The sequence below is a fragment of the Nioella nitratireducens genome, assembly GCF_001879715.1.
Classification (GTDB): domain Bacteria; phylum Pseudomonadota; class Alphaproteobacteria; order Rhodobacterales; family Rhodobacteraceae; genus Nioella; species Nioella nitratireducens.
In genome coordinates, this window is record NZ_MNBW01000004.1 from 147,106 (window position 1) to 159,427 (window position 12,322).

Sequence of the window (12,322 nt, forward strand, 5' to 3'; positions counted from 1 at the left end):
CCCCTCTGCGCGTGGCTTCGCAAAGGGTACAGGTTTTACCGCATCCAGTGAACCCCGGCTGGTGGCAGGGTCACGCCCTCGAACGTAACCGGCTCGGCCCCGTAGTTGATCAGAAACCGAATGCCCCCGGCCTGCCGTTGCCGCAGCCCTTCCGGCATCGCGACGGTCTTGACCCCGGTCTCTTGCAACGCAGCCGATAGCAAGCGGATCAGCGCGGCCTCGTCCAGCCAGCCACCCAGATAGGTGACATGGCCCGCGCGCATCGCCACCGGCTGCCCGTCTTCGGCGGTCGCAAGGATGACCTCCTCCGCCCCTTCCAACTCTTCGCGCCAGAGATGCAGATGCCCGCCACCTGCCAGCGGCACCGGCATGTCGGGGCGCAGGGATTCCACGCGGGCAACGGTCACGTCGAGGCCGGGGATCGCGGGCGGCAGCGGCACAGGCATATGCATCTCGGCCGTCTTGGCATTTGTGCGCGGCCCAAGGATTACCGGCCCGTCGTGGGCGGCCATCGCGGCCTGGAAGCGGTCGGACAGCGTGACCGCGCCGGGGGCCAGAACCAGCCGATACCCCGTCAGGTCGTCGGTGTCCGGCGGCAGGATGTCAACCGACTGCCCCAGTTTTCGCAGCGCCCGGTAGGTCTCGAACACCAGACGGAAATAGTCTTGCCCCCGGCCCTGCGGCTGCACGGCCCAAGCCCAAGCTGCGGCATAGTCAAAAACCAGCCCCACCGGGGCTTGGCCCGCTTCCACCTCGGGCAGGTCCGCCAATTCGCGGGCGACCTGCGCGGCCTCGTGAAAGGCCTGCGCGGGCGCGCTGTCAGGGCGCAACATGCCCGCATGCATTTGTTCCTGCGCAAAGGGGGCCTGCCGCCAACGGAAATAGCACACCGCCTCGGCCCCGTGGGCGAACGCCTCCCACGCCCAAAGGCGCGGCATCCCCGGCAGCGGCGTAGGGTTGTAGGGGGCCCAGTTCACCGGGCCGGGCTGCTGTTCCATCACCCACCAACGACCCTGTCCGACGGCGCGGTACAGGTCGTGGTGAAAAGCTTGAAAATCAGGATCTCCCTGCCGCGCGTAGCGGCGCTTGTGGGCTGCATCGGCCTCGATCCGGTCTTCGAGGAATCCCATGGGATAGCTGTCCCACGTGGCAATCTCCATCTGTCGCCCGGTATCGTAGTGATCGAAGGCAACCTCGCGGCCCATGTAGTTGTGTGAAATCGGCGCATCCGACAGCTCCCGAATGATCTCGACCTGCACCGCGTTGAACCGCGCCACCTGATCCGAACTGAAGCGCCGGAAGGCCAGGGCATGTGCCGGGTTCGGCTCTGTCACCGTCAAGGTGGGCAGGTCGATCTGGTTGAACTCGTTGTAGTCCATTGACCAGAAGACATTGCCCCATGCATCGTTCAGGGCCTTGATGGTGCCGTAGCGCGCCGTGCACCATGCCCGAAACGCGACGCGCGCGGCGTCGGAATAGGACACCACCGTGTCGTGGCAGCCATATTCGTTGTCTGTCTGCCACGCCGCCACATGCGGGTTGGCCCCGTAGCGTTCGGCCAATAGCCGCGTGATCCGCGCCGATTCCCGCAAATAGCCCTCGTGGCTGAAACAGTAATGCCGACGAGAGCCAAAGCCGCGTGGCCGACCCTCGGCATCGACGGCCAGCATGTCGGGGTGTTTGTCCAGCATCCAGCGCGGAGGGGTTGCCGTGGGTGTGCCCAGCACAACCTTCAGCCCCGCCGCCCCGAGCGTTTCAGTCGCCCGGTCAAGCCAGTCAAAGCGCAGATCGCCCGGTGTCGGTTCCAGCCGCGACCACGCGAATTCGCCGATCCTCACCCATGTCAGGCCGACCTCGGCCATGCGGGTGGCGTCTTCTGCCCACTGCGCTTCGGGCCAGTGTTCCGGGTAATAACAAGTGCCAAGCGTGCGTTTCACAGGATGACCTCGTGTTCGCGTTGTCCTTGAGCGGTTTCGGTGGCGACGAAGACCTGCCCCGCCAATGGTTCCCGCGCAAGATCGGTTTCGGTCAGGCTTTCGCGCGCGGTGGTAACGTAGAGATCCCGCAACTCCGGTCCGCCGAACGCGGGGCAGGACGGCTGCGACACGGGCAGCCCCACATCGCGGTGAACGGACCCGTCGCGCGCATAGGCCCGCACGCGGGACGATCCCCATTCGGCGCACCAGAAATTGCCATCTGAATCCACCACCGCGCCATCGGGATTGGGGCCATCGGGGCCATGATCGAGGAACACCTCCGGCTCTCCTAGGGGCCAGCCATCCTTGTCGGACAGGCGCTGCCGCCAGACGGTCCCGCGCTTGGTATCGGCAAAATGGGCATAGCCGCCATCGGGCGCGAAACAGATCGCGTTGGTGATGGTGATCCCGTCGAAGAGGCGCCGCACGTCGCCCCGGAAATAGCGATAGATCGCGCCCGCGCCTGGTTCGGCCCCCTTCCCCATCGTGCCGATCCAGAAACCGCCCCACGGGTCAGCGCGGCCATCGTTCGAGCGGGTGCCCGGATTGTCGGCCTCCAGCGGCGCAACGTGCTGTTGCGTGCCGCTCTCGACATTGACCAGCAAAAGGTCGGTTTCCGTCGCCACCAGCAGCGCGTCGCGCCCGACCCAGCCGGCAGCCGAGGCATGGCGATCAAAAGCCCAATCCTGACCCCGCGTCATCAGCCGTTTGCCATTGATATCGAACCAGAAAAGCTGCCCCCGCTCGGGGTGCCAAAGCGGCCCTTCGCCAAGGTCGCAGGGGCGCGCATCGAAGACACTTGCCCTCATGCCGTGGCCTCATCGAAGGCGGCGACAAGCGCCGTCGCCCGGTGACTGATGTCCTCGGCGGACAGACCGGGGGTGTAGAGCGCGGTGCCGATGCCGAACCCGTCGATACCCGCCTGCCACCACTCGGCAAAGTTTCCCGACCCCGCGCCGCCCACGGCATAGACCTGGGTGCCCGTGGGCAACACCGCGCGGATCGCCTTCACGCCACCGGGGCCAATCAGGCTGGCCGGGAAGATCTTTAGTCCATCCGCCCCGGCCTGAAGTGCGGCGAAGCATTCCGTGGGCGTCATCACGCCGGGAAAACTCTGCAATCCCAAGCGTTTGGTTTCTGCGATCACCTCGGCATCCATGTTGGGTGACACCACCAGTTGGCCGCCGACCTTGGCCACACGGGCGGCATCCTTCGGCGTCAGAACCGTGCCTGCACCGATCAGCGCGTCGGCGCCAAAGCGGCGTGCCATGCGGGCAATGCTGTCGAACGGGTCGGGGGAATTCAGCGGCACCTCGATCCGGGAGATCCCGGCGGCGATGAGCGCTTCGGTGATCGGTTCGGCCTCGGGCGGTGTGATGCCACGCAGGATGGCGATGATAGGGCGGCTCATGGGGCCTCCGTCAGTTTGGCATGGGCGAGGCGCAGCCCCGCAAGGGTCAGTGTTTCAGAGTCCCGTGTAAGGCATTGAACCCCTTGAATTTCCAGCGCACGGGCATAGAGCGCCACCAGCGCGGGCGCGCCCCCGATCTGCACCTGTTGACCAAGCCAATAGGGTTTGGCGGCGGCCAGGTCCGCGCCGATCAGAAGACCGGACAGGCGCCCCTTGGCTGCGGCATTCGACTGGCCGTGCAACAGCCCCTCGGCACGGATGGTAAACAGCGATTGTGCGAGGCGTTCCGGGCGGGAGAGGGTTTCGCCAACGGCCGTGTCAAATGCATCGCGGTCGAAATCGTCGCCCCCGACCGAATGGCGCAAGACCGAGTGCTGCGACAACAGCGCAAAAAGCTCGCCGGTCATCGCGGTGCGGAAACTGACGATCTCTTTCGCAGAGATGTGAATCCATTTCGTGTGGGTGCCGGGCAGGCAAAGGACCCCATCGAAGGCAGCGTTTTCGTGAATGACACCAGCGGTTTGCGTCTCTTCCCCGCGCATCACATCGGCGGGACTGTCCTGACTGACGCCGGGCAGGATGTGGAGCTTGATCCGCCTGTCCTGGGTGGGGGGTGTCATCGGCACGGCCGCGCCGGGTTGGCAGGGAACGGCGCGATACGGGGCCTCGACCCAGCCTTGTTTCGCACCAACCATACCACAGGCGATGACGGGGGTGGGTCCGTCCCCAAGCCACGGGGCGATGAGGCGCAGGAGCGCGGGTTCGAACTCTGCCTGCGTCAACCCGCCCATTCCATCCGCAGACGCGGCCCTGTCCAGCACCGCGCCGTCCAGGCCGATGGCCCATGCCCTGAGCTGCGATGTGCCCCAGTCGACCGCGATCCAATTCGTCTTTTTCATCCCGTCACCACGACCCCGCCATCTATGACAAGTACCTGACCTGTCATCATTTTCGCGCTGTCGGAGGCAAGGAAGAGCGTGCCGCCGACGATGTCTTCGGGGGCCAGTGTATCCTTCAGGCATTGGCGGTCCAGATGCGCGGCAAGACCTTCGGGGGTGACCCAGAGATCCTTTTGTTTTTGCGTCAGAACCCAACCCGGCGCGAGGGCGTTGACGCGAATGCGGTGGGGGCCAAATTCGCGCGCAAGGCTGCGGGTCATGGCGGTGATGCCGCCATTGGCCGTGGTGTAGGCGGGATAGCCTGAATTGCCCATCATGTAGGAGATCGACGAGAAGTTGATGATTGCGCCTTTTCCGTTTTCTTTCATATGCTTGGCGGCAGCCTGGCAGGCGAAGAAATAGGCTTTGAGGTTGATCGACTGGGACCAGTCCCAGAACTCTTCGGTCACGTCTTCGGTGGTGTGGCGCTTGTCGTTGGCGGCGTTGTTGACCAACACGTCAAGTGGGCCGTGGGCCTGTGCGGCCTGCGCGATGCAGCTTTGCAAGGCGGTGATATCGGTGATATCGCAAGGCAGGAAAAGCGGGCGATTTCCTGTACTTGCCTCCATTTCTTCCACGAAGCCGGAGGCATCGGACCGCTGCACGAACGCCACTTTCGCACCCTGGCGCAGGAAGCCCTCGGTCAAGGCCGCGCCGATGCCGGAGCCGCCGCCGGTGATGAAGACGGACGCGCCGTCCAGGTCGGGATAGATCGGGTGAGTCATCGGGTTTTCCTTCGAATTTCGGGGGCTGCCCCCCGTGCACCGGGCGTACACCCCCTGTACACCCCCCCGTGCATATGAATTGCGGTTTCGCCGCCTTTGGCGTCGATCCGGGAGCGCCCCTCGTCAACCCCCGCTTGCGCGGGGGCCTCCTCGGGCCGCGTTGCCACGGGAAATCGAAATGACTGGCGCATGGATCGGCAGGTCGGTCAATTGAGAGGTCGGGATGCCTCCGGCGGGAGTATTTGGGCCAAGAAGAAGGTGGGGTCAGTGGCTTTCACGGGTGACGGGGCGGGTGTCCTTGCCGGTTAGGAAGTCGAGGTCCGCGCCCTTGTCGGCCTGGAGCACATGATCGACATACATCCTGGCGTAGCCACGGGTGTAGTGAGGTGGGTCGGGTTGCCATGTGGCGCGGCGGGTGGCGAGCTCCTCTTCCGAGATCAGCAGTTCGAGCTGGCCTTGCGCGGCGGACAGGCGGATGCGGTCGCCGGTCTTGACCAGCGCCAGAGTGCCGCCCGCCTGCGCCTCGGGCGAGACATGCAGAACGACGGTGCCATAGGCGGTGCCGGACATGCGGGCGTCGGATACCCGGACCATGTCGCGCACGCCCTGCTGGACCAGCTTTTTCGGGATCGGCATGTTGCCCACTTCCGGCATACCCGGATAGCCCTTGGGGCCACAGCCCTTGAGCACAAGGATCGTGTCGGGGGTCACGGGCAGGTCGTCGCGGTCGATATTGGCCTTGAGGTCTTCGATGGTCTCGAAGACGTAAGCCTCGCCTTCATGTTCCAGCAGCGCGTCGGTGGCAGCAGAGGGTTTGATGATTGCACCATCCGGGGCGAGGTTGCCGCGCAGGACGCGCAGGCCCGCCGCCGGTTTCAACGGATCGTCGAAGGCGCGGATCACATCGCGGTTGTAGCATTCGGCCCCATCGGCATAGGCGGAGATATCGCCGCCAAGCACGGTTTTCGCCGCGCGCAGGTGGTTGCCCAGCTCGTTCAGCACCACCGGCATACCGCCCGCGTAGCAGAAATCCTCCATCAGGTATGTGCCTGACGGCATGCAGTTCACCAGCAGGGGAATGTCGCCGCCCAGTTCGAAATCTTTCAGCGTCAGATCGACGCCGACGCGGCCTGCCATGGCCAGCAGGTGAACGACGGCATTGGTCGACCCGCCCACGGCGGCATTGGCGAGAATGGCGTTTTCAAACGCCGCGCGGGTGAGGATGTCGGAAGGTTTCAGATCCTCGTCCACCATTTCCACGATGCGCTTGCCGGTCAGATGCGCCAGCGCCATGCGGCGGGCGTCGACGGCGGGAAGGGCGGCGTTGGTGGGCAGGCAGATCCCCATCGCTTCGCAGAGCGACGCCATGGTGCTGGCGGTGCCCATGGTCATGCAGACACCCTTGGACCGGCTCATGCCGGATTCGGCGGCCATGAAATCCTGCAACGTCATGTCACCGGCGCGCACGGCTTCGGAGAACTTCCAGACATCGGTGCCAGAGCCGATATCCTGCCCCTTCCACTTGCCGTTCAGCATCGGGCCGGAGCTGACCACGATGGTCGGCAGGTCGACAGAGGCCGCGCCCATGAGCTGACCGGGCGTGGTCTTGTCGCAGCCACCGAGCAGCACGACGCCATCGAGGCCATAGGCGCGGATCGATTCCTCGACATCCATTGCCAGCAGGTTGCGAAACAGCATCGCCGTGGGCTTCATCTGGGTTTCGCCAAGTGACATGACGGGGAATTCCACGGGGAAACCGCCCGCCTCCCACACGCCGCGCTTGACGCCTTCGGCAAGGTCGCGCAGGCCCGAGTTGCACGGGGTCAGTTCCGACCACGTGTTGCAGATGCCGATGACCGGACGACCGTCGAAGGCGTGGTCGGGGAAGCCCTGGTTCTTCATCCAGCTGCGGTGAATGAACCCGTCCTTATCCATCTTGCCATACCAGCCGCGGCTCCGTCTCTCCTTCGTCATTGGATTTGTCCTTCCACGACCCACATCGTCTGGGGAAATTGCCACGGCAGGGTCAGGCCGTGGTTCATCAGGTAGGCGCCGCTGAGCGTGAGCGGCCCGGTCTTGAGGGCGGGTGCGCCGCGCGAGAGGCCCGGCGCGTCGCCGCGGTTCAGAACCTCGATCTTGTAAGTGGCCGCTGGCGTCAAGCCGGTCAGCCGCAAGGGGCGCGGCGCGATCTGGGCAGAGCTGTCGGTTTTGCCAGCGAAAACGACGAAGCGGTCGCCCCGATGCGACATCTGCTGTTCGGCGATCACGGTGGGATCGGCGCTGTCGAGGCGCAGGACGTCGGCACGCTGCATCCAGTCGCGGTTGGCCTTCCACCAGGTGGTGACCCGGGTCAGCACGGTGGCCTCGTCCTCGGTCAGTTCGCGCGGGTCCATCTCGAAGCCCATATGCCGCTGCGCCGCGACCCAGGCCCGGAAGCGGATGTCGAGCACGCGGCCCGAGGTGTGGCAGTGGCGGGGGCCGACATGGCTGCCGGTGACGGCCATGGGCAGGAACAACGCCGCGTTGTGCTGGATGCGCAGGCGTTCCAGCGCGTCGTTGCTGTCGGAAAGCCAGACCCGTTGCGTGCGGGAGAGAATGCCGAAGTCGATGCGGCCGCCGCCCGAGGCGCAGCTTTCGATTTCCACCTTGGGGAAGGCCGCGCGCAGGCGGTCGATCAGCGCGTAGGTGCCGCGGGTCTGCGCCGCGTCGGGCATCGGCAGCACGCGGTTATGGTCCCATTTTATGTAGTCGATGGGGTAGGTCGAGAGCAGCGCGGAGAGGCTGTCGAACAGCGCATCGCGCACCTCTGGCAGGGCCATGTTCAGGACGTTTTGCTGCCGCCCGAGGATCTGGTCCCCTGCCCCCAACACCCAATCGGGATGGGCAGCGCAGATGCGAGACTGCCGGTTGATCATCTCGGGTTCGAACCAGAGGCCGAAGCGCATGCCTAGCTCGTGGACATGGTCGATCAACGGGGTCAGCCCGTCGGGGTATTTGCGCGGGTTCACCTGCCAGTCGCCGAGCGACGTGGTGTCGTCGTCGCGTTCCCCGAACCAGCCGTCATCCAGCACGAAGCGTTCGGCACCAAGGGCGGCGGCGCGGGTGGCGATGTCTTTCAGGTCGGGCAGGCTGTGGTCAAAATAGACCGCTTCCCAGCAATTGTAGTGCACCGGGCGCGGGCGATCGGGCTCGGGCCATTGCACGATGCGGTCGCGCAGGTAGCGCTGGAAGCCGATGGCGCAGCCGTTCAGGCCGGTCTCGGAGTGCATGGCGTAAAGCGGCGCGGTTTCGAAATGGGTGCCGGGGGTGGTTTCGGTCCCGCTCGCGTGGCCGAACTGAATCTGGCGGCGGCCATCGGGCAGCTCTTCGGCCACCATGCGGTGCCCGCCGGACCAGCCGTAGTGAAAGGCATAGGCCTGCCCTGCGGTGTTCGTCGCGCCCCGGCAGGGCACGATCAGGCCGGGGAAATGTTCATGCCCGGTGCGGCCGGTGCGGTTTTCGCGTTCGCGGATCCCGGCGGACCATGGCGTGGTGGCCATCTGGAATTCACCACACCAGCGACCGGAGAAGTCGATCATCTCGTCGGCCTGTTGGGGCGCGGGAAAGACCGGGGCAGCCAGCCAGTGCAGGTGCACCGGCGCGGTGGAATCCAGGGTGGCCTGCGCCGCGACCGTGTGGGTCTGTGGGTCGACCGACAGGCGCGCCGTATAGGTCAGACCGTGGGCCGGGTCTGTGAAGACCAGTGTCAGGGCGTCCGGGGACTCTTCGGCGCGGTCAAAGCGCAAACGTGGCCAGATCGGCGCGCCGACGGCATCGTGCAGGATCAGGCCGGGCTGGCCGGGAAAGCTCTGCGTGGCGTCCGGGCAGATCGACAGGGCCGGGTTTTCGTCCAGCATCCCGCCGGTCACGTCGAGGGCATGGGCGCGGTAGAGCGACACCAGATCCTCGCCATCCGGCAGGCGCGGGCCCCAATAGACCAGTTCCGCCAGCCCGTCGGCGCCGGACCCAAGCACAAGGGTTTGACCGGAATCGTCCAGCCGCCAGGTTCGGATCATTTCACGGCCCCAAGCGTCAGACCGGCGATGAAATGTCGCTGCATGGCGAAGAACATGGCCACCGGCGGAATCGCGGCAACGATGCTGCCCGCGCTCATCAGATGGTATTGCGCCACGAACTGGCTGTTGAAGCTGGTGATACCGGCGGTCACGGGCTGCGCGCCGGACCCTTGGGTCAGCACGATGGCCCAGAAATAGTCGTTCCAGATGAAGGTGAAGACCAACACGCTGAGCGCCGCGATGGCAGGGCGCATCAGGGGCAGCACCACGAACCAGAAAATACGCCATTCGGCAACGCCCTCGACCCGCGCGGCCTCGATCAGTTCATAGGGCAGCGCGCGGATGAAATTGCGCATGAAAAGGGTGCAGAACCCGGTCTGGAAGGCGATGTGGAACAGGATCAGCCCGGTCTTGGTGTCATAAAGCCCGGTCGAAACGGTCAGGTCGCGCACCGGCACCATCAGGATCTGGAAGGGCACGAAGTTGCCCGCGATGAACATGAAGAAGATCAGCAGGTTGCCCCGGAAGCGGTAGATGCCCAGTGCAAAGCCCGTCATGCAGGACAGGGCCACCGCGCCGATGACGGTGGGCACGGTGATGAAGACCGAATTCATCAGGTAACGCGGCATGTCGCTTTCGAAGAAGACCCGGCCATAGTTGTGGAACATCTCGAAAGAGGACGGCACGCCCCAGTAATTGCCATTGGTGAAATCGCTGAGCGGCCGGATGGAAAACAGCATCACGGCCAAGAGCGGCAGAAGCCACAGGATCAGCGCCAGCGGCAGGAAGGTCTGGTAGGTGATCTGCACCGGGCGGCTGCGTTTCTGGATCGGGGTCGGGAACATGGTCTCTCTCCTTGCTCAGCGCCGCGCGACGCGTTCGTCGTGCCACATCTGCCACAGGAAGTAGCCGATAAAGATCAGCATGATCAGGAACAGCACCACCGCGATGGCCGAGCCATAGCCCATGCGGAACCCGTATTCGGACAGCGCCTTTTCGAACATCAGGAAACTCAGCACGCGGGTCGAGCCGAAGGGGCCGCCATTGGTCATGATCGAAATCAGGTCAAAGCTGCGCAGCGCGCCGATGATCGTTACCACGAAGGCGATGAAGGTGGCGGGTTTGAGTTGTGGCAGCACCACGTGCCACAGCATCCGCCAGCCCTTGGCCCCATCGAGACGCCCGGCCTCGATCTGCTCGGGGTTCACGGCGTTCAGCCCGGTGAGGTAGAGGATCATGCAATAGGCCGTCTGAGGCCACAGGCCCGCCGCGATGATGCCATAGGTGGCAAGGCCGGGGTCGCCCAACACGTTGACCGGCCCTGCCCCGAAGAGGCCAAGCACCGCGTTCAGCAGCCCTTCTCGCGGCAGGTAGAACCACGAAAAGACAAGGCCCACGACGACCTGGCTCAGCACGAAGGGAAAGAAGAAGAGCGACTTGTAAAGGCGGATGCCCGGCACCGTCTGGTTCAGGAAAAGCGCGATGAACAGCCCCGCCGGGATCGCCAGCAGGTAGAGCACCAGCCACTTAACGTTGTTCCACAATGACACCTCGAAGGATCGGTCGGTCATCAATTCGCGGTAGTTGTCGAGACCGATATAGTCCGCCTGCCCCAGCCCGTCCCATTCATAGAGCGAGATCGAGAAGCTCTGGAAAATCGGGCTGATGACATAGACGATGAAGAACAGCAGACCCGGCAAAAGGAACAGGATCGGCGTGATCGTCATACGGTTGCGTTGGACCCAGGTCTGGTCCGGGGTGGCGGGGGTCATGTCCTCTCCTCCGGCAGAGCGCGCATTCGAAAGCCGCCCTCGGGGACAGCAGCTTGCGGATGCGATGGCAACGGGGGCGTGGACGCCCCGCCGTCAAGCGGGGCGTCGCTGTGGGGCGGGATCAGTCGTAGATGCGCTGACGCGCCTGTTCCAGCCGACCGAGGATGTCGTCGAGATGGTCGGGGAAGACCATGAACTCTTGCAGGCCCTCCATGCCGATCGACGCCATTTCGGCCGGGAAATCGCGGTCGAAGAACTGCGCGATGCCGCCTTGGGCATTCTGGCTGAGCATCTCGAAGCCCTGCTGGTTGAACTCGTCATCCGCAACGCTGGCATTGGCGTTCACCGGAAGCTGGCCGAGGCCATCGGGTCCATTGATCGCGGTCTGCACATCGGGCGACGTGATATAGGCGAGGAAGGCCCGCGCGGCCTCGACATTCTGCGCCCCGGACGGAACGTGGAACGTGTCGGTCGGCGCGTCTTCGCCCTGCGGCAGTCCTTCGGTGATGATCGGGAACTGGTAGAAGTCGATCTGGTCATCGGTCAAACCGGCTTCGCGCAGGTGCGGCACCACGAAATTGCCCATCAGGTAGGCCGCCGCTTCGCCATTGACCATGTAGGGCAGCGCATCCTGCCAGCTATAGGTCTGGTGATCGGGGATGAAGGCACCCATGTCGATCAGCTGGCGCCAGTTGGCGAAGGTCTGGCGCACCCGCTCGTCCGTCCACGGCACTTCGCCCCGTGCCAGGGCCATGTGGAAGTCGAAGCCGTTGGTGCGCATGTTGAGATAGTCGAACCAGCCGCCAGCGGTCCACAAGTAGCGGGTGCCGATGGTGTAGCAGGAGCGGCCCGAGTCGATGATCGCCTGGCAATTGGCCAGTTCCTCGTCCCAGGTGGTCGGTTCGCTCAGGCCCAGTTCGTTATAGATGTCTTCGCGGTAATAGACGCCCCACTGGTAGTAGGTGTAGGGCACGCCCCACTGGCGGTCATCCAGGGTCATCGCGCCACGCACGGAGTCGAGCCCGTCATAATCGCCCGCGTCCCACCAATCGGTGATGTCCATGAACAGGCCCGCGTCCACATAGGGGCGCATACGGTTGGCGGCATACCAGTTCACCACGTCCGGCGGGTTGGCCGACAGCGCGTTGCGGATCTGGGTCTTCCATGCTTCGCGGTCGACCACGGTCAGTTCAACCGTCAGATCGGGGTGCATGGCGTCGAAATCCGCCGCCAGCCCTTCGATGATCGCACGCGGGGCTGGGTTCGACATATCCGAGAAGATGCGCAATGTGCCGCTCAGGTCATCCTGCGCGACGGCCATTCCCGAAAGCATGGTGGTTGCCGCCAGCACAGCCAGCGGAGTCTTGATGATGGAACGCATAGTGTCCTCCCTTTGGTTCCATTATGTGAAACTTAGTTTCTATAGTTGAAAACATGCAGACTGA

Annotated in this window: 10 protein-coding genes; all 10 read right to left on the minus strand. The window is 64.5% G+C overall.

Features of this window, described 5'->3' with window-relative positions; genetic code table 11:
• Window positions 1-35 precede the first annotated feature (35 nt).
• Complete coding sequence (locus BKY27_RS05010; protein WP_071673345.1) at window positions 36-1,937, minus strand: beta-galactosidase; 1,902 nt, start codon at window positions 1,935-1,937, stop codon at window positions 36-38.
• The gene (locus BKY27_RS05015; protein ID WP_071673346.1) at window positions 1,934-2,785 is read right to left on the minus strand and encodes an SMP-30/gluconolactonase/LRE family protein; all 852 of its coding nucleotides are present in this window, start codon (window positions 2,783-2,785) and stop codon (window positions 1,934-1,936) included. The genes BKY27_RS05010 and BKY27_RS05015 overlap by 4 nt, the downstream gene beginning before the upstream one ends.
• Entirely contained in the window at window positions 2,782-3,387 is a 606-nt protein-coding gene (locus BKY27_RS05020) for a 2-dehydro-3-deoxy-6-phosphogalactonate aldolase (protein WP_071673347.1), read from the minus strand. The genes BKY27_RS05015 and BKY27_RS05020 overlap by 4 nt, the downstream gene beginning before the upstream one ends.
• On the minus strand, window positions 3,384-4,286 hold the full coding sequence (locus BKY27_RS05025) for a 2-dehydro-3-deoxygalactonokinase (RefSeq protein ID WP_071673348.1): 903 nt from the start codon (window positions 4,284-4,286) through the stop codon (window positions 3,384-3,386). Before BKY27_RS05025 ends, BKY27_RS05020 begins: the two co-directional genes overlap by 4 nt.
• Complete coding sequence (locus BKY27_RS05030) at window positions 4,283-5,050, minus strand: SDR family NAD(P)-dependent oxidoreductase (protein ID WP_071673349.1); 768 nt, start codon at window positions 5,048-5,050, stop codon at window positions 4,283-4,285. The genes BKY27_RS05025 and BKY27_RS05030 overlap by 4 nt, the downstream gene beginning before the upstream one ends.
• A gap of 264 nt (window positions 5,051-5,314) precedes the next feature.
• Window positions 5,315-7,024: an IlvD/Edd family dehydratase gene (locus tag BKY27_RS05035; protein ID WP_071673350.1), complete on the minus strand. Its 1,710-nt coding sequence runs from the start codon at window positions 7,022-7,024 to the stop codon at window positions 5,315-5,317.
• Window positions 7,021-9,105 carry an alpha-galactosidase gene (locus BKY27_RS05040; protein ID WP_071673351.1) on the minus strand — a complete coding sequence of 695 codons (2,085 nt, stop codon included), beginning with the start codon at window positions 9,103-9,105 and terminating at the stop codon, window positions 7,021-7,023. Before BKY27_RS05040 ends, BKY27_RS05035 begins: the two co-directional genes overlap by 4 nt.
• On the minus strand, window positions 9,102-9,950 hold the full coding sequence (locus tag BKY27_RS05045) for a carbohydrate ABC transporter permease (RefSeq protein WP_071673352.1): 849 nt from the start codon (window positions 9,948-9,950) through the stop codon (window positions 9,102-9,104). The genes BKY27_RS05040 and BKY27_RS05045 overlap by 4 nt, the downstream gene beginning before the upstream one ends.
• Window positions 9,951-9,965: 15 nt before the next feature.
• Complete coding sequence (locus BKY27_RS05050) at window positions 9,966-10,877, minus strand: carbohydrate ABC transporter permease (RefSeq protein WP_071673353.1); 912 nt, start codon at window positions 10,875-10,877, stop codon at window positions 9,966-9,968.
• Between the two features lie 121 nt (window positions 10,878-10,998).
• Window positions 10,999-12,258: an ABC transporter substrate-binding protein gene (locus tag BKY27_RS05055; protein ID WP_071673354.1), complete on the minus strand. Its 1,260-nt coding sequence runs from the start codon at window positions 12,256-12,258 to the stop codon at window positions 10,999-11,001.
• Between the last annotated feature and the right edge of the window lie 64 nt (window positions 12,259-12,322).

Coding starts and splice junctions, on each gene's coding strand:
- BKY27_RS05020 (WP_071673347.1), bottom strand. CDS start 3,387: ATGAGCCGCCCTATCATCGCCATCCTGCGTGGCATCACACCGCCCGAG.
- BKY27_RS05055 (WP_071673354.1), bottom strand. CDS start 12,258: ATGCGTTCCATCATCAAGACTCCGCTGGCTGTGCTGGCGGCAACCACC.
- BKY27_RS05050 (WP_071673353.1), bottom strand. CDS start 10,877: ATGACCCCCGCCACCCCGGACCAGACCTGGGTCCAACGCAACCGTATG.
- BKY27_RS05045 (WP_071673352.1), bottom strand. CDS start 9,950: ATGTTCCCGACCCCGATCCAGAAACGCAGCCGCCCGGTGCAGATCACC.
- BKY27_RS05025 (WP_071673348.1), bottom strand. CDS start 4,286: ATGAAAAAGACGAATTGGATCGCGGTCGACTGGGGCACATCGCAGCTC.
- BKY27_RS05040 (WP_071673351.1), bottom strand. CDS start 9,105: ATGATCCGAACCTGGCGGCTGGACGATTCCGGTCAAACCCTTGTGCTT.
- BKY27_RS05030 (WP_071673349.1), bottom strand. CDS start 5,050: ATGACTCACCCGATCTATCCCGACCTGGACGGCGCGTCCGTCTTCATC.
- BKY27_RS05015 (WP_071673346.1), bottom strand. CDS start 2,785: ATGAGGGCAAGTGTCTTCGATGCGCGCCCCTGCGACCTTGGCGAAGGG.
- BKY27_RS05035 (WP_071673350.1), bottom strand. CDS start 7,024: ATGACGAAGGAGAGACGGAGCCGCGGCTGGTATGGCAAGATGGATAAG.